The sequence below is a fragment of the Nitrospirillum guanabarense genome (assembly GCF_034653355.1).
Taxonomy (GTDB): Bacteria; Pseudomonadota; Alphaproteobacteria; order Azospirillales; family Azospirillaceae; genus Nitrospirillum.
The window spans coordinates 259,102-275,398 of record NZ_JAYEER010000004.1; the positions used below are offsets into that span (position 1 = coordinate 259,102).

Below are 16,297 nucleotides of genomic sequence, written 5' to 3' on the forward strand. Positions count from 1 at the left end.
TCAACCAGTGACGGTGGCGCCGATGGGGACCCGGTGGGTTCTGGCCACGCTGTCGCTGTGCGTGCTGTTGTCTTCCCTGGGCACCAGCGTGGCCAACGTGGCGCTGCCCACCCTGGCGCGGGCCCTGGGCGCGCCTTTCCAGCAGGTGCAATGGGTGGTACTGGCCTATCTGCTGGCCATGACCACCCTGATCGTCAGCGTCGGGCGGCTAGGGGACCTGACGGGTCGCCGCCGCCTGTTGCTGGCCGGCCTGGCCCTGTTCACCGGCGCCTCGGCGTTCTGTGGGCTGGCGCCCGGCCTGGGTGTCCTGGTCGCCGCCCGGGCGGCGCAGGGGCTGGGCGCATCGGCCATGACGGCGCTGGCCCTGGCCTTCGTCGGCGGAACGGTACCCAAGGATCGCATCGGCCGCGCCATGGGCTTGATGGGCACCATGTCGGCCGTGGGCACCGCGCTGGGCCCGTCCCTGGGCGGCGCGCTGATCGCCGCCTGGGGCTGGCGGGCCATCTTCCTGGTCAACCTGCCGCTGGGCGGTCTGGCCCTGCTGCTGGCCTGGCGGGCGCTGCCGGTGGACAGGGCGCCGGTGGACAAGGGGCTGGCGGACGAGGCGCGCGCGCACGGCGAACGGCCCGGCTTCGACGGCGTGGGCACGGTGCTGCTGGGTGGGACGCTGGCGCTGTACGCCCTGGCCATGACCCTGGGGCGGGGGCAATGGGGCCCGTTGAACCTGGCGCTGCTGGCGGGTGCCGGGGTGGGGGCTGGGCTGTTCTTGGCGGTGGAGGCCCGGGTGGCGTCGCCCCTGGTGCGCCTGGGCCTGCTGCGCCATCCGGTGGTGGGGCCCGGCCTGATGGGCAGCGGCGCCGTGGCGACGGTCATGGCGACCACCTTCGTGGTGGGGCCGTTCTACCTGGCCCGCGCCCTGGGCTTGAGCCCGGCCGGCGTGGGGCTGGCGATGTCCACCGGGCCGCTGATGTCCGCCCTGGCCGGGGTGCCGGCCGGGCGCCTGGTTGACCGCCTCGGGGCGGTGCACGTCAGCGTCATCGGCCTGGGCGCCATGGTGGCGGGTGTCGCGCTGATGGCGTCGGCGGGCCTGATTCTGAAGGGGCCCGTCATGGGCGTCGCGGGCTACATCGGGCCCATCGCGGTGCTGACCGCCGGCTACGCCCTGTTCCAGGCGGCCAACAACACCGCCGTGATGTCGGGTGTCGCGGCCGACCGGCGGGGCCTCGTCTCCGGCATTCTGAACCTGTCGCGCAACATGGGGCTGATCACCGGCGCCTCCGCCCTGGGGGCGGTGTTCGCGTGGGCCGCCGGTGTGCCGGACCTCACCGCCGCCCCCGCCGAGGCGGTCGCCACCGGCATGCGCGTCACCTTCCTGGTGGCAGGCGGCCTGGTCGTTCTGGCCTTGCTGCTGGTGGCCGCCAGCGCGACGGGGATGAGGCGCCGGCATTCTCCGCTTGAAATGTAATGTTATAACGTTACATTTCTCGGGCTTTCCTTATCCCATGGAGCCCATAGCCCTCATGTCCACCCTCACCGCCGCCCTTGGCCTGCCACCCGGCGTGGTGCCGCCCCGCTTCGCCGAAGCCCTGCTGACCTTCCAAGGGGCGCTGGCGCGGTGCGAGGCGGCGGGCATCCCGGCGCACAGCGCGCTGGCCGCCGGCCTGGTGGAACTGCTGCCGCGTCTGATCGCCGTTTATGGGGCGGAAGGGGTGGCCGACGTGCTGGCAACCCTGGCGGCCCATGTTGGCGGTGATGTGGTGGGGGACAACCTGGTGGCCGGGCACACGCGGCAATGACTGGCGCCGGCATTCTCGAGGACGTCAATCCCGCCGTGCTGGGGCGTGTGTCGGATCCCACCGTGGGGCTCGCCCTCTGGCGGCGGGACCGGTTCCCTGGCGTGGCGCTGGACCCCTGGCTGGACGCGCTGCCGGCGGACCGCCTGCCCCGCGGCCGTTTCCTGGTGCGCCTTGGCGATGTTGACACTGTCCTGGTGCCGCTGCTGGACGGGGCCGGCGCGCCCGTGGCCTTGGCCGCCGACATCGTGGATCTCAGCCGCCGTTTCCTGGATGTGGCGGGTGGGGACTGGGTGGATCTGCGGCTGGAGGTGGTGGAGGGTGACGCCTGCTGGAAATTCCACCGTGACCACGTGCGGCTGCGGCTGATCGCGACCTATCGGGGACCGGGCACCCAGGTGGTGGCGCCCATCGATGCCGCCTGCGCCTTGGCGCGGCAACGGCGGTACCAGGGCCCTTTGTATGAGATGCCGCGCCATGCCGTGGCGCTGTTCAAGGGCTGTGGCGAAGCATGCGGCGAGGGGGTCGTGCACCGTTCGCCCCCCATCGCCGGCACGGGCCAGGCGCGCCTGGTCCTGTGCCTGAACCAGCCGTCCGCCGCGTCACCGGAACCGTGGGGACTTGGCGGGGGCGAGGCCGTGGCCATCGCCGAGCGGGCGGCGCACGTCCTGGCGCGCTGACGCCTTAGACCTTGAACAACTCGGGATCGCCGCCGCCTGGGCGGAAGCCGGGGAAGACGGCGTCCACCTGGCCGACGCCCATGCGATGCTTCAGCACGCTGGTCAGCACGTCGCGATAGTCCGTGGTGACGGCCAGGTCCACGCGCTCATCCAAGTCCTGCGGCTGCAGGCCCGGCCAGCGGCCCAGCAGGCGGCCGCCCGCCACGCCCCCGCCCAGCACCATCATGAGCGAGCCATGGCCGTGGTCGGTGCCGCCGCTGCGGTTGGCGCGCAGGCGGCGGCCGAACTCGCTGACCGTCACCAGGGTGATGCGGTCGTGATAGGCCGACAGGTCGTTCCAGAAGGTGGCCAGCGAGCCCGACAACTGGTGGACCAGGCTCTTGAACCGGCCGGCCTGGCCCTCATGCGTGTCCCAGCCGCCCATGTCGACGCAGGCGACCTTCAACCCCGCGTCCATGCGGATCAGGCGGGCCACCGTCTCCAGCGACCGGCCGATATCGCCCTCGAAGGCGCCGCCATGCTCCGGCTGGTAGGCCAGGACCTTGCCGTCCGGGCCCTTGGGCAGGGCGGCGTTCAAGCGCAGGGCGGCGTCCAGCGCCACGCGGCCCCCGCGCGCGACATTGGGGTTGAAGGACGCCGGCTGGCCGGCGGCGGGGTACAGCCGCTCCAGCACGGCTTGGGTGCTGGGCCCGCCCGGCAGTCCGAATCCACCGCGCAGGTCGGGAATGGACAGGGCTTCGGGATAGCCTTGCAGCAGCTTGGGCACGCCCCCGGCGGTGCTGACCGCCACCAGCTCGCCATTGCTTCCCATCTGGCGCAGCAGGCGGGCGACCCAGCCACCCTCCGTGCCCAGGACGCCGTTGCCCTTGGGCTCCTCCGCCAGGCCGCGCTCCATCAGTTCCTGCGCCTCGAAATGGCTGCGGGTGGCGTTGGACAGGCCGGTGGCGTGGACGATGGCCAGGTCGCCCTGGCGGTAGATCTCATGCAGGGCGGCCGCCTCGGGGTGCAGGCGGAAATCCACACCCCGGGCCAGATCGCTGTCCAGCGCGATGCCTGCCTTGTCGCCGCTGTCCAGCAGCCGCAGGTCGGCCGGCCGCGCGTCGATGTAGACGGCGTCGTTGGCCGGGCCGATGAAGTTCAGCACGTCCATGCCACCGCGAAAGAACAGCACGATCAGGATTTTGCCGTTGGGCGCGCCGCCGGGTGCGGCGAAGGCCAACTGGCCCAGGCCGGGCACGGTGGTGAGGGCGCCCGCGGCGGCCAGGGTCTTCAATATCTCGCGTCGATTGAACGCCATGATCGTTCCTCCTCCCGCTCAGCGCAGCTGGAACGCGGGGCTCATGGCCACGTAGGCGGCCAGGCGGCGGTTGGCGAATTCGCCGGTTTTATTGTCCACCATGGGTGGAGCGTCGGCGGCCAGTGACAGTCCGCCCAGCAGCGCGGCGGCGTCGATGGCCGTGGGGCTGCCCAGCAGGCGGTCGGACCAGAAGGCCACCGCCTGGCCGCTGTGGGCGGCGGCCGGGCCCATCTGGGCGGTGGCGGACAATCCGGGCGGCATCCACCATCCCTCCGCCAGGCCCAGCGCCAGATTCCAGCGCGCCCGCATGTTCTGTGCGCCCAGCCAGTAATCGTCGGCCACGGGATGACCATCCGGGCTGGGCCACGCGTACAGCTTCTGCCCGGCGCTATCCATGGTGCCCACCAGCGGCTCGCTGGCGGTGACGGGGATGCCGGTGGCGCGCGCGAAGCTGGCCACCAGTTCCAGGGGCCGCTTTGGCCGGGCGCCCCAATTGGCCGTGGCCTGGGGCGACAGGGCGATCAGCCGCACCACCCGGGCGATCTGGTCAGGGCGCTGGCGGTTGTCCAGCCAGGTCGCGGCGGCGGCCTTGACCAGCTCCGGCGACGGTTCCCCGCCCAGCAGGGAGCGCACCATCTTGGTGCAGATGAAGTGCGCGGTGGCGGGGTGGTTGGCCACCAGGTCCAACACCTTGTGCCCGTCGTTCTGCGGCGGCTGATAGCTGTCGAACTCCGCCGCCAGTACGCGCTTCTGGTAATTGTCGTGCCAGGATTCGATGTAGGTGAAGCGGCCGTCGTTGGGCGCCTTGTAGCCGCCCAGGTCCTGGCCGCTCTGGATGCTCCACCCCGTGAAGGCGCGGCTCGCCTCATAGACGTCCTGGTCGATGTAGCCTTCGGGCGCGCCCTTCAGGGCGCCGGGCACGTCGCGCCAGCGGTCGTACTGGGTGTTGAGGTAGGCGTCGCGGCCCAGGGTGTGCAGCTCGAACAGCTCGCGGGCGTAGTTCTCGTTGGCGGCCCCGCCACGGGAGGAGCGGTTGTTCAGGTAGATCAGCATGGCCGGGCTGGTGGCCACCGCCTCCAGCAGGTCGCGGAAGTTGCCCAGGGCGTGGGTGCGCAGGGCCGCGTCATAGGCCGGCAGGGCCGGAGCGGTGTAGCTGTCGGCCGCGTTTACGGAGAAATGGTCGTGCCAGAACAGCGTCATGACTTGGCGCAGTTGGGCCGGGTCGTAGACGGCGCGGATCACGGTGGCCGCCGCCAGATCCAGGCGCGGGCGTACCCGTTCCTGGTAGGGCAGCTTGCGGTCGGGCTGGTTCAGCGACCACAGGGCGTCCACCGGCTGGTCCAGGGTGCGCAGCGGGCGCATCTCATCCAGCGCGGCCCATCCTTCGCCGGCGTCGTACTTGATGCGCATGACCGCGCTGTCCAGCTTCTGCTGACATTCCGGCCCCGGGCCGGTGCCGGCGGCCAGGCGCAGCTGCTCATCCAGCCAATGCGGGATGCCCTGCTGCTTCAGGGCCTGGGCATCGCCGGGCCGGGGGCCGTAGGCGAAGCGGTTCAGGAATATCCATTCCTGTGACGGGGCGGCGCCAGCGGCCGCAACTGGGGTGGGGACGACCATTCCCGGCCCTCCTTGATCAATCGATCCGACCCCCATGCTACTCTATTTCCGGTCCCAACCCGGCGTCCGCCAGTAGCGGTAGGGTCTATGGATAGAAAAAGGGGGCCCCCATGGGACCCCCTTTCTAACCCTTTCGGGATGAGGCTTTTCGCCCCACTTGATGTTTGGCCTCGTTTACTTCCGCTCGGCCAGCACCCAGCGGACGCTCCACAGACAGGCCACCAGAAAGACCACGCCGCCCAGCCACTCGGCGGCGCCGGCGAAGCCGTCACCCATGACGGCCAAGGGCTCCTGGTTGCCGGTCAGCGAAATGATGGCCGCCTGGGCCACGCCGAACAGGCTTTCACCCACGATCATGCCCGAGGCCAGCAGCATGGCGCGGCGCTGGGGCACATCGGCGAATTTCTCGAACGGCACGCCGGCCGCCTTGGCGCGCTGGGCCAGCACGCGGTCGACGATGTAGGCCAGCAGGGCGCCCAGGCTGACGGGCACGGTGACCGTCATGGGCAGGTAGATGCCCAGGGCCACGGCCAGCGGCGGCAGGCGGAAGCGGCGGGTGGTGGCCTTCAGCACCTCATCCACCACCACCAGGCAGATGCCGACCACGGCGCCGATGCCCAGCATGGACCAGTCCAGCTTGCCGCTGAGGATGCCGGTGGCCAGGGTGGCCATCAGCGTCGCCTGCGGGGCGCCCAGGGTCTTGGTCGGGTCCATGCCCGGGTCCAGCGGCGCGCCGGCAAAGCCGTAGGCGTGCTGCAGTAAATTCAGCACCGGCGGGATGACGGCGGCGCCGACGATGCAGCCCAGCACCAGGGCCACCTGCTGGCGCCAGGGCGTGGCGCCCACCAGCTGGCCGGTCTTCAGGTCCTGCAGGTTGTCGTTGGCGATGGTGGCGATGGTCAGCACGACCGAGGTGGTGAACAGCGCCAGCGCCACGGCGGCGCCGCGGATGACCGGATCGGCCACCCCGTCCTTGCCCAGCAGGGTGACCAGCAGCAGGGACGAGGCGATGGCCGCCAGGATGCCGATGCTGGAGATGGGGCTGTTGGAACTGCCGATCAGGCCCGCCATGTAGCCCGAGGCGGCGGCGACGATGAAGCCCATGACGGCGGCGAAGACGACGCCGGCCAGGACCAGCACCACCAGGTGGGTGGACAGCGGCGTGCCCAGGATGAAGGAGATGAACAGGCCCGCCAGCGGCACCAGCAGCACGGCGGCGATGGCCATGACGTAGTGGAAGGGGATGTCCTGCTCCACCCGGGGCACGGAATGGACGTTGCCGGCACGCACGGTCTTCATGGCGTTCAGCGAGGCGCGGATGCCGTCCGTCATGGGCTTGGCCAGGACGATCAGGGTCCAGATGGCGGCGGCGGCGATGGCGCCGGCGCCGATCAGGCGGACCTGCTGGCGCCAGACGACGCTGTTGGCGTACTTGATCAGGTCCATGCCATCGGCGGGCGGGTGCAGCCAGGTCAGGATGGGCACGGCGCCGAACCAGGCGATGGCGACACCGACGAACATGGCGAAGCCCACGGTGGCGCCCACCAGGTAGCCGGCGCCCAGCAAGGCCATGGACAGGCCGGTGCCCAGGCCGGTGACGGCGTTGCCGATGCGCAGGAAGCCCTGGAACTGCTCCGTGAAGAAGCGCATCGCCGTCATCAGGAAGAACCCGATGGAAACCAGGGTGCCGGCGATCACGTCGCGCAGGCCGGCGCCCTTGGCGGCCTCGTCCGCACCGGCCTCGCCGGCGGTGTCGGGAGAACCGACCTTCAGCACCTCGGCGGCGGCCACGCCCTCTGGGTAAGGCAGGTTGCCCTGCACCACCATGGCCCGCCGCAGGGGCACCGTGTACATGACGCCCAGGATGCCGCCCACGGCGCAGATGCCGGCGGACTGCCAGAAGGGGAACCCGGTCCAGTAGCCGACGATGACCAGGCCGGGCAGCACGAAGATGACGGACGACAGGGTGCCGGCGGATGAGGCCAGCGTCTGCACGAAGTTGTTTTCCTGGATGGTGCTGTCCTTGGCCAGGCGCAGCACCGCCATGGAGATGACCGCCGCCGGGATGGAGGAGGCGAAGGTCAGGCCCACCTTCAGGCCCAGGTAGACGTTGGCGGCGGTGAACACCACGGTGATCAGGGCACCCAGGATGATGCCGCGCAGGGTCAGTTCCCTAATCGAGCTGCGCGCGAACCGGGTCATCGGATGAAATCCGTCATATGTGAGGAATCCCCATCTGCGTCGTATCGACGTCGTCGTGTAGGCGCCGGCCGCTTTCGTGAGCCCCTTCAAGCGGGCGCCGGGCTGGATGGGCCGGGAGTTTAGCGGGCGCCCCCGGCCCCGTCGAGGCCAGCCGGACGGACCAGGCCAGAATCCGGGGCTTTCCCGCCAAAAAGCAACGGGGCCGGCGCTGGGCCGACCCCGTTCCTTACTTTATTGCGTCGTTGACGCGGTTCCCTCAGGCGCCGGGCGCCGCCATCCGGCGGCTTGGCCATCCTCGCTCCGCCCTTCGGTGCCCGCTGTGGGGCCAGCGGTCGCTGGCCTTGTCGGCACGAGGATCGTGGTCAGGGGCGCCTGGGAGATGGCATCAAGCCGGCTGGTTCAGGTACAGCAGCCAGGCCTTGGCCAGTTCGCCGACACCTTCCGGCGCGCTGGTCAGTTCCTGGAAGGCCTTCTGGGCCTGGTCCTTCTGGCCGGCGTTCAGGTAGGCGACGGCCAGGTGCAGCTTGGCGTCGTTGGGGGCCTTCAGGCCGCCCTTGTCGATGCCCTTCTGGATCAGCTCGATGGCCTTGGTGTAGTTGCCGTAGCTGGCGTAGGCCTCGCCCAGCTTCTCCAGCGGCAGGCCCGTGGGGGCCTTGGAGACTTCGGCGACCTGCTTGTCGATGCCCTTCTGGTCTTCGGCGGCGGCCTTCGTCGCCTCGGCCAGCATCTGCTTGGCGGTCGGGTTGCCGGCCAGCTGGCTCTGCCCCTTTTCCAGGACGGCCTTGGCTTCACCCGGCAAGGTGGCGCGGGTGGCCAGGTCGGCGTACTCCAGGTACTCGTTGCTGCCCTTGATGGCGCCGACGCGCGCGCTCAGGCGGTAGAGGTCCAGCGCCAGCCGGTCGGAGAAGCCGGGCTTGCGCGGCAGGAAGGCCAGGTAGTCGGCCCAGTAGTCCGGCTTCTGGTAGTGCTGCAGCAGGATGGCGATGTAGTCGACGTAGCTGCCATAGTCCTTGCGCTGCGCGGCGCTGTCCACCAGCATCTGGTAGACCTGCTCCTGCGCCGGCTTGCCGGCCTTCTCATCGGCGTCGATGGCCTGCTTGCAGTTCGTGTCGGTCGCGGCCCAGTCCTTCAGCGACCAGGAGGCCTGGCAGCGCAGGGTGTACATTTCCGGCGTGGCGCCGCCCTTCTGGATAACGGCGTCCGACTTGGCCAGGAACTTGGCGTAATCCTTGTTCTGGTAATACAGTTGCGACAGAGTCCGCTCGCGCTTGGCGGCGTCCGCCTCCGGCAGTTGGTTGGTGGCCAGCTCGGCCTCCAGCGCGTCGATCAGGTGCGGCGTGTCGTTCAGGCCCAGATAGGCCTGCACGCGCATCTCGGCGATGAAGAAGTTCTCGTACGGCGTACGGTCGGCCTTGGTGGCCTCGGCCTGCGCGGTGGCGTCGATGATGGCCTGGTAGTTCTTCTCGTCCAGCGCCTTCTGGGCGGCCTGCAGCGGCGGGGTCAGCTCCTTGCTGATCTGCTTCTCCGGCGGCGTGGCGTCGGCCTTTTCCTTGTCCTTGGCCTGGGCGGTCCCGATACCGGCGGCCACCAGGGCACCCAGCATGAGGGGATAGAATTTGGCGCGCATTCGGTCCTCGTCGATGGCAATCAGGTGATGGCCCGGTTCGGCGTCGCGTCGAAGGGGCCAAGGTCGAATTCGGGGCAACCGCCTCCCCCATCGCCGCGATCTTCCCCGATGGGGACGTCGCTGCCACGGAAGGATAGGGTTAATCCCTGGCGGGGCGACCCTGCGGGATGGAACGGGTGCTCGTCAACCCCTACACCCGTCTTCTGTCAAAAGCAGGGCGGGCGCATCGAAAGAGGCCGGCTTAGCCGAAAGTAAGGTCCAGCAGGTACAGGGCGGCGCCGATCAGGGCGCCCAGCACCGTGCCGTTGATGCGGATGAACTGCAGATCCTTGCCCACGCCCTCTTCCAGCCGGCGGGCGAAATCGGCGGCGTCCTGCGCCTTCAGGGTGTCGGTGATGAAGCTGCGGATGGACACGCGCCAGCCGGGGATGGCGGCCAGGAAGGCCCCTTCCACCGCAGCGTCCAGCCGGCCACGGGTGGCTGGTTGCTCCAACTCCTGCGCCAGCGACAACAACATGGCGTCCAGCGCGTCGCGCAACACGCCATCCGGCTTGGCCGCGTCCTCCAGCGCCGCCGTCTTCAAGCGGCCGATCAGATGGTGCAGCAGCAGGCGCAGTGTCCTGATGTCCACCGCGTTGCGCAGCACCGACGCCAGCCGGTCCCCCAGGGGGTCGCCGTCCAGGATGCGGTCGGGGATTTCCGCCAGCCATAGCCGCAGGGCGTGGCCGGCCTCGCTGTGGGGGCTGCGCAGATCGAACAGGTGGCCGGCCAGGGCGTCCGTCACCTGGTCGGCCAGACTGCGGTCCAACGACCGGGGCATCCACCATTTCGACCGGGTGGCGACCGCGTCGCGGATGTGCGGCCGGCTGCCGTGGATCAGCACCACGCCGTAATCCGACACTTCCTGGATCAGGGCTTCGAACAGGGGGCTGTTGACGGCCTCGCGCAGCAGGCGGGCGACCATCGGCCGGATGTCCATGGCGCGCAAACCTTCCATCGCCGCCCGGGCCAGGGCCTCGCGCAGCGCCGCCTCGCGTCCCCGGGACAGCAGGCGGGGCAGGGCGGCCAGCGCCAGGTCCGCCAGCTGGGCCCGGTTGGCGGGGTCGGCCAGGGCGCCGGCGAGCTGGTCGGCGGCGTTCAGCCGCTGCACCTGGCCCCGCAGCCGGTCGGGGGCCAGGAACTCGCTGTCGATGTAGGTCGCGATGCCGTCGGCGATGCGGTCGCGGTTCTGCGGCACCAGGGCGGTGTGGGGCACCGGGACGCCCAGCGGATGGCGGAACAGGGCGGTCACGGCGAACCAGTCGGCCAGCCCGCCCACCAGGCCCGCTTCCCCCACCGCGCGCAGCAGACTCCAGAACCCCGGCCAGGGCCAGCCGATATAATCGGGCAACAGGCGCGGCACCAGACGTGCCGCCAGCCACAGGCAGGCGACGGTGGCGAGGTAGAGGCCGGCGACGCGCCGCCAGCGGCGCAGGGCGGCGGCGCGGTCGCCGGCGGTGGCGGGGTCGAAGGGCAGGGGCAGGGGGTGGTCAGGCATGGGCATCCCGGGGGGGTGTGGCGGGCCTCATGATGACGGCGCCCGGCGGCGCTGTCCCGGACCATATGGCCGTGGCGGGACGGAACCACCCGCCACGTCGAGACCAGCGGCTGGGAAACCGCGGCGGCCGGCGGCCGGTTCCCCGGAAACCACAGGTTGCGGTGGCCGGACCGTCAATCGGCGGCGTCTTCCTCCTCGTGGAAAGGGAAGCCGCGCAGGGCGCTGTCCATGTCGCCGCTGTCGGAATGGAAGCGATAGGTGCGGTCGGCGGGTGCGCGATAGCGTCCGGACTGCAGGCCATCCAGGATGCGGGCGGAGATCCAGCCCGACAGCAGGCTGGCGGGTGCTGCCAGCGCCCGATCCGGATGCTTGAGGTAGGCGCGGTCGTAAAGGGCGGCGCCGATGGCCGCCCCATGCTGGGCCAGGAACTCCGCCAGCAGATCGACGAATTCGACGGGTTCCAGCAGGGGTTCCACCGTGCCGGCGGCGCGTGCCAGCACAGGGTACAGCAGGTGGGTGCGATCGGCGAAGCGGCCGTCACGCTCCACCCGATCGGCCACCAGGTTCAGGTAGCGACTGCGGGGGGCGGGCTGGCTGCGCAAGGCCGCGTCCAGGATTTGGCGGTGGTTCATGCGGCGGCGTTCGGCGTCTGCAACTTTTCCTGGCCGGCCAGCTTGCGGGCTTTCCCGTAGCGGGGCCACCTTTTTATATAGGTTCCGCCGGCCGCGTTACCCAGGGCGGTGAAAGGGGCTGCTGGGCGCGCGCGGAGCCGCTTCCCGCCGACGGGGCTGGATTTTGCCGGCAGCAGCCAGTAGACCAATGGCCGACAGCCCCTGATCCGGGCGGCACTGATGATCCAGCAATGACTTCGGGAGAGACTTTTTATGCGGAAGCTCATCGAGGGATTTCTGAATTTCCGCGCCAACGCCCTTCCCGAATACGCGCGCCGTTTCCAATGGCTGGCGGAGGTTGGGCAAAATCCGCGCGCGGCCGTGGTCGCCTGCTGCGACAGCCGCGTCGACCCGCAGATGATCTTCTCGGCCGGGCCTGGCGACCTGTTCATCATCCGCAACGTCGCCAACTTGATCCCACCCTACCAGCCCAACAGCGACTTCCACGGCACCAGCGCCGCGCTGGAATTCGCCGTGCGCCAGCTGCGCGTGGGCGACATCATCGTCATGGGTCACACCCGCTGTGGCGGTGTTAAGGCCCTGATGGCGGAGGGGGAGGCCGACGGCGACTTCATCGGCCACTGGATGTCCATCGCCAAGAGCGTGCGCGGCAAGGCCCGGGACACGGCCGAGGCCGAGCGTGAGGTCATCCGCCTGACCATCGCCAACCTGCTGACCTTCCCCTGGATCAAGGCGGCGGTTGAGGCCGGCGGCCTGCGCCTGCACGGATGCCTGTTCGACGTGGCCGACGCCGACCTGCTGCTGCTGAACCAGGCCACGGGGGAGTTCAGGTCCGTGCAGGAGGGCATCGAGGGTATTCCCCTCTAGCCGGTACGCAGCCGAAACGACAAAGGGCGCCCCTCGCCAGGGCGCTCTTTTTTATTCCTGGAGCCAGTCGCCGGAGGCCAAGCCGCCTGATGATCAAGGCGTACTAAACAGGCTGTGCCGGGCAGCCGATAAACCGGCTGCCGGCCGGCAGGTGCTCGCCCTTCATGGCCAGGGACAGGGGGCCCAGCTCGGAACCCCGGCCCAACACGGAATCGTATAGCACCACAGACCCGGCCCCGACGTGGGCGCCGGCCTCGATGGTGACGGGGCCCAGCTTCATGACCCGGTCCTCGAACAGGTGGGTCTGCAGGGTGACGCCCGGGCCCATGGCGGCATCGTCGCCGATGTGGATCATGTCCAACTCGCACAGATAGGCCGTTTCCAGATAGACGCGGCGGCCCACCGTCGCGCCCAGCAGGCGCATGTACAGCGGCAGGAAAGGCGTGCCCAGGAAGGGGCCCAGGACCCAGCCCGCGAGGGCGTCGTACAGCGAGGTCACGAACTCGATGCGCCAGACGGCCGTGCTCCACAGCGGGTGGATGCCGGGGCGGAAGCGGCCGATCACCCCCCACTTCACGCAGGCCAGCAGCAGGGCGGCGCTGACGCAGATGACCAGCGGGCCCAGGCCCAGCCACAGCAGGGCCAGCCACAGGCTGGAGACGGCCAGGGCGTGGGCCGCCAGCCACAGGGCCCCCACGGTGGCGATGCCGGTGATGGCGCCCTGCAGCAGGACGCGCAGCGCCTCGATGGCGGCGCGGGTGGCGATCAGGCGCGACGTGGGGGCGACGGTGTAGGCCTCGGAAATGCCTTCCACCTTCTGCCGCCGGGGCAGTCGCACCGGCGGCAGGCCCAGCCAGTCCGTCTGGCGGGCGGCGTCCGAGGGGGCGGTGGACAGCACGCCCACCAGGCAATTGTCCGGCAGATCGGCGCCGGCCGGCAGGAAGGCGGAGTTGCCGACGAAGGTGTCATGGCCCACCCGGGTGGGCGCGAAGCGCACCAAGCCGCCGTGGATGGCCGGGCTTCCCACCAGCGAGGCGTCGGCCAGGAAGGCGCGGTCACCCACCTCCAGCTGCTCCGGCACCACGTGGGCGACGGTCGACACCTCGCAGGCGTGGCCGATCTTGGCGCCCAGCAGGCGCAGCCAAGTGGCGGAGAAGAGGCTGCCGTAGACGGTGTACAGCTGCTCCACCGCCATGCGGTGCACGCGGTCGGCGAACCAGCGGTGGCACTCCACCATGCTGTCCAGCCGCACGCTGGCGCGGCCCACCACCGGGGGCACCAGGCGGCGGGCGCCCAGCAGCACCAGGGCGGTCCAGGGCATGCACACCGCCCCACCCACCACGCCGGCCAGCACCAGCAGCGGGCCCATGCGGGCGATGGGCAGCTCGGTGCCCAGCACCAGGGCAAAGGCGACAGCCAGGGGCAGCAGGGTCAGGAAGCGCACCAGGCTGAGGGCGGCCAGCCCCAGCAGGTAGCGGCCGGCGCGTGGCCGCAACGGCCCGTCCGCCCGGCCCACCATCCAGTCCGGCCGCGACGACGGCCCGGCGGGGGACCCCGCCCACACCGCATCGGCCGGCACCACGGCGCCGTCGATCAGGCAGCTGCGCGCGTCCAGGCCGGCGCCGGCCTCCAGCGCGCTGCCCAGGCCGACGATGGATGCGGCGCCCACGGTGGCGTTCGGGCCGATGGCCACGGTGCCCACCTCGATATGGCCGGCGCGCACATGATGGGTCAGCAGCAGCGTGTCCTCCCCCACCGTGGCGTGGTCGCCGATGGTGATCAGGTCCCACAGCATGCCACCGTGGCATCCCAGGAAGCTGCCATGGCCGATACGCCCGCCCATGGCGCGGGCGTATAGCCGCATCAGCGGCGTGCCGGCGATCCAGGACATGGGCAGGGCGGCCTCGATATGGCTGACCGTCCACCAACGCCAGTGCCACAGGCCCCACAGGCGATGGCGTCCCGGGCGCACGCGGCCCAGCAACAGCCATTTGGCGGCGATGGACAGAGCGAAAGATACCGGCAGGGCGGCGATGGACAGCCCGGCCATGATGACGAAGGACAGGGGGCTCAGCCGCCCGGTCATGCCGTGGTGGACCAGCACACCTAGCATGACCAGCATGGGCAGGCCGCCCAGCGCCGTCACCAGGGGCAGGGTCAACGCCTGGGCCAGGCCGAAGGCCAGGTGGCGGCGGGTGCTGGCGCGCCGTGTCTCGCTGGTGACCTTGGGTGTCGGCGGCGCCGCCAGCACCTGGGCCAGGCCGCGCACCGTGGGGTTCAGGTACAGCGCGCGCACCGTGGCGCCGGGGTGGCGCTGACGCAGGCGGGATATGGCGGAGGCCGCAGCCAGCGAATGGCCACCCAGGTCCATGAAGAAGTCGGCGTCGCGGGCGCGGATGGGCCGGCCCAGCGCCTGGGCGAAGGCGTTGGCCACCTCTTCCTCCGCTTCACCCTGTGGCGGGTCGCCGATGTCCTCCGGCACGTCGCGGGGCGTGGGTTCCGGCAATTCGCGCCGGTCGATCTTGCCGCCCACGGTGCGGGTCATGGCCGGCACCTTCACCAGGAAGCTGGGGCGCATGTAGGCGGGGACCGACGCGGCGACGTGGGCGGCGATGGTGTTGCGGTCGGCCGTGCCGACGTACCAGATCACGATGCTGTCGACGCCGGCCACGGGGCGCACGGCGGCGGCGGCCAACTGCACGCCAGGGCAGCCGGCGGCGATGGCCTCGATCTCGCCCAGCTCGATGCGGAATCCGCGCAGCTTCACCTGGTTGTCCACCCGGCCCAGGAAATCGACGCGGCCGTCGATCAGGGGGCGGCCCAGGTCGCCGGTGGCGTACAGGCGCTGGCCGGCGGCGTCCACCTTGAAGCGCTTGGCCGTTTCCTCCGGCCGGTTCAGGTAACCGTCGGCCAGGGCCGGGCCGCCGATATGAATCTCCCCCGTCTCGCCCACCGGCACCGGCAGGCCGTCGGGGCCCAGCACCAGCACGCGGTAGCCCGGCAGTCCCCGCCCGATGGTCACCGGCTGGCCGGCCCGGGCCTCGTCGGCCGTCGCCACCACCGAGGCCTCGGTGGGCCCGTAGGTGTTCAGCATGCGCCGGCCCGGCGCCCAACGGTCGACCAGGGCGGCGGAACAGGTCTCACCCCCCACCACCAGCAGGCGGACGTCGGGCAGGTCCTCGTCGATCAGGCCCAGCAGGGTGGGAACGGTGGAGAAGAAGGTGGCGCGGCGGCAGCGCAGCTCCCCGGCCAGCAGCTGCGGGTCGCGCATCACCAAGCCGGAGGCCGGCAGCAGGCAGGCGCCCGCGGCCACGGCCAGCCACACCTCCTCCACCGAGGCGTCGAAGGCCAGCGAGAATCCCTGCCACACCCGGTCCGTCTCGGCCAGCTGATAGACCTGCGAGGCGCCGCGCACATAGGTCATGACGGCGCCGTGCGACAGCACGACCCCCTTGGGCAGGCCGGTCGTGCCGGAGGTGAAGATGAGATAGCAGGTGTCGGCCGGCGTGGCCGGCAACACCGCGTCCGGCAAGCCATGGGCCGAGACGATGGGGTCGTCCAGCAGGGCGGTGCCGATCAGATCCTCCGGCGCCACCGAGGCGACGCCGGGCACGGCGAAGTCGCCAGCGGCGTCGACCATCAACAGGCTGTCGGATTGTTCCGCGATGCTGGCCACGCGGGCGGCGGGCCAGCTGGCGTCGATGGGAATATAGGCGGCGCGGCGCAACAGGATGCCGAACAGGCAGGCGTATAATTCGGCGGTGCCCCGGCCGCGCAACATGATCCGCGCGCCAGGGCCCACGCCCCGGGCGGCCAGGGTGGCGGCCACGCGACGGGCGCGCTCGCCCATGTCGCCCCAAGTCAGCATGAAGCCGTCGCCCGTCTCCACTGCCGGCAAGGCCGGCGTGGCGGCCACGCGCGCCAGGAACAATGCTGCCAGGGTTGGCGCGCCGGCCAGGCCATGATGCGGGCCTTCCGCGTCCATCCGTTCGGCGATCAACGAACCGCTGAGCATCAACGTCCCACCCTTGAGCCCCGGTGGACG

Annotated in this window: 11 protein-coding genes; 4 read left to right on the forward strand and 7 right to left on the reverse strand. The window is 70.7% G+C overall.

All coding sequences use genetic code 11. The annotated features are described in order from the left end of the window. Positions 1-22 precede the first annotated feature (22 nt). From UAA55_RS19220 to UAA55_RS19230, 3 genes are read left to right on the forward strand one after another with little or no spacing between them, the layout of a single operon-like run. Positions 23-1,465 carry an MFS transporter gene (locus UAA55_RS19220; protein ID WP_322954747.1) on the forward strand — a complete coding sequence of 481 codons (1,443 nt, stop codon included), beginning with the start codon at positions 23-25 and terminating at the stop codon, positions 1,463-1,465. 55 nt (positions 1,466-1,520) lie between these two features. Continuing rightward, on the forward strand, positions 1,521-1,796 hold the full coding sequence (locus UAA55_RS19225) for a hypothetical protein (RefSeq protein WP_322954748.1): 276 nt from the start codon (positions 1,521-1,523) through the stop codon (positions 1,794-1,796). Further along, positions 1,793-2,473 (forward strand): DUF1826 domain-containing protein, encoded by a 681-nt coding sequence (locus UAA55_RS19230; protein WP_322954749.1) that lies wholly within the window; start codon positions 1,793-1,795, stop codon positions 2,471-2,473. Before UAA55_RS19225 ends, UAA55_RS19230 begins: the two co-directional genes overlap by 4 nt. A gap of 4 nt (positions 2,474-2,477) precedes the next feature. Here UAA55_RS19230 and UAA55_RS19235 read toward each other — a convergent pair whose 3' ends face one another. The 6 genes from UAA55_RS19235 to UAA55_RS19260 all read right to left on the reverse strand — a co-directional run bounded on the left by UAA55_RS19235 (position 2,478) and on the right by UAA55_RS19260 (position 11,385). Beyond that, positions 2,478-3,770, reverse strand: coding sequence for a DUF1501 domain-containing protein (locus UAA55_RS19235; protein ID WP_322954750.1), 1,293 nt, complete (start codon positions 3,768-3,770; stop codon positions 2,478-2,480). An 18-nt stretch (positions 3,771-3,788) separates the two neighbouring features. Further along, the gene (locus UAA55_RS19240) at positions 3,789-5,387 is read right to left on the reverse strand and encodes a DUF1800 domain-containing protein (protein ID WP_322954751.1); all 1,599 of its coding nucleotides are present in this window, start codon (positions 5,385-5,387) and stop codon (positions 3,789-3,791) included. A 174-nt stretch (positions 5,388-5,561) separates the two neighbouring features. After that, positions 5,562-7,589: an OPT family oligopeptide transporter gene (locus tag UAA55_RS19245; protein ID WP_322954752.1), complete on the reverse strand. Its 2,028-nt coding sequence runs from the start codon at positions 7,587-7,589 to the stop codon at positions 5,562-5,564. 385 nt (positions 7,590-7,974) lie between these two features. Then, on the reverse strand, positions 7,975-9,216 hold the full coding sequence (locus tag UAA55_RS19250; protein ID WP_322954753.1) for a tetratricopeptide repeat protein: 1,242 nt from the start codon (positions 9,214-9,216) through the stop codon (positions 7,975-7,977). A gap of 241 nt (positions 9,217-9,457) precedes the next feature. Further along, complete coding sequence (locus UAA55_RS19255; RefSeq protein WP_322954754.1) at positions 9,458-10,753, reverse strand: DUF445 domain-containing protein; 1,296 nt, start codon at positions 10,751-10,753, stop codon at positions 9,458-9,460. Between the two features lie 173 nt (positions 10,754-10,926). Beyond that, positions 10,927-11,385, reverse strand: coding sequence for a hypothetical protein (locus UAA55_RS19260; RefSeq protein WP_322954755.1), 459 nt, complete (start codon positions 11,383-11,385; stop codon positions 10,927-10,929). A 252-nt stretch (positions 11,386-11,637) separates the two neighbouring features. Here UAA55_RS19260 and UAA55_RS19265 point away from each other — a divergent pair, with 252 nt between their 5' ends. Continuing rightward, positions 11,638-12,252: a carbonic anhydrase gene (locus UAA55_RS19265; protein ID WP_322954756.1), complete on the forward strand. Its 615-nt coding sequence runs from the start codon at positions 11,638-11,640 to the stop codon at positions 12,250-12,252. A 103-nt stretch (positions 12,253-12,355) separates the two neighbouring features. Here UAA55_RS19265 and UAA55_RS19270 read toward each other — a convergent pair whose 3' ends face one another. Further along, entirely contained in the window at positions 12,356-16,267 is a 3,912-nt protein-coding gene (locus tag UAA55_RS19270; RefSeq protein WP_322954757.1) for a Pls/PosA family non-ribosomal peptide synthetase, read from the reverse strand. Positions 16,268-16,297 lie beyond the last annotated feature (30 nt).

Coding starts and splice junctions, on each gene's coding strand:
- UAA55_RS19260 (WP_322954755.1), bottom strand. CDS start 11,385: ATGAACCACCGCCAAATCCTGGACGCGGCCTTGCGCAGCCAGCCCGCC.
- UAA55_RS19250 (WP_322954753.1), bottom strand. CDS start 9,216: ATGCGCGCCAAATTCTATCCCCTCATGCTGGGTGCCCTGGTGGCCGCC.
- UAA55_RS19235 (WP_322954750.1), bottom strand. CDS start 3,770: ATGGCGTTCAATCGACGCGAGATATTGAAGACCCTGGCCGCCGCGGGC.
- UAA55_RS19225 (WP_322954748.1), top strand. CDS start 1,521: ATGTCCACCCTCACCGCCGCCCTTGGCCTGCCACCCGGCGTGGTGCCG.
- UAA55_RS19270 (WP_322954757.1), bottom strand. CDS start 16,267: ATGCTCAGCGGTTCGTTGATCGCCGAACGGATGGACGCGGAAGGCCCG.
- UAA55_RS19265 (WP_322954756.1), top strand. CDS start 11,638: ATGCGGAAGCTCATCGAGGGATTTCTGAATTTCCGCGCCAACGCCCTT.
- UAA55_RS19245 (WP_322954752.1), bottom strand. CDS start 7,589: ATGACCCGGTTCGCGCGCAGCTCGATTAGGGAACTGACCCTGCGCGGC.
- UAA55_RS19220 (WP_322954747.1), top strand. CDS start 23: ATGGGGACCCGGTGGGTTCTGGCCACGCTGTCGCTGTGCGTGCTGTTG.
- UAA55_RS19255 (WP_322954754.1), bottom strand. CDS start 10,753: ATGCCTGACCACCCCCTGCCCCTGCCCTTCGACCCCGCCACCGCCGGC.
- UAA55_RS19230 (WP_322954749.1), top strand. CDS start 1,793: ATGACTGGCGCCGGCATTCTCGAGGACGTCAATCCCGCCGTGCTGGGG.
- UAA55_RS19240 (WP_322954751.1), bottom strand. CDS start 5,387: ATGGTCGTCCCCACCCCAGTTGCGGCCGCTGGCGCCGCCCCGTCACAG.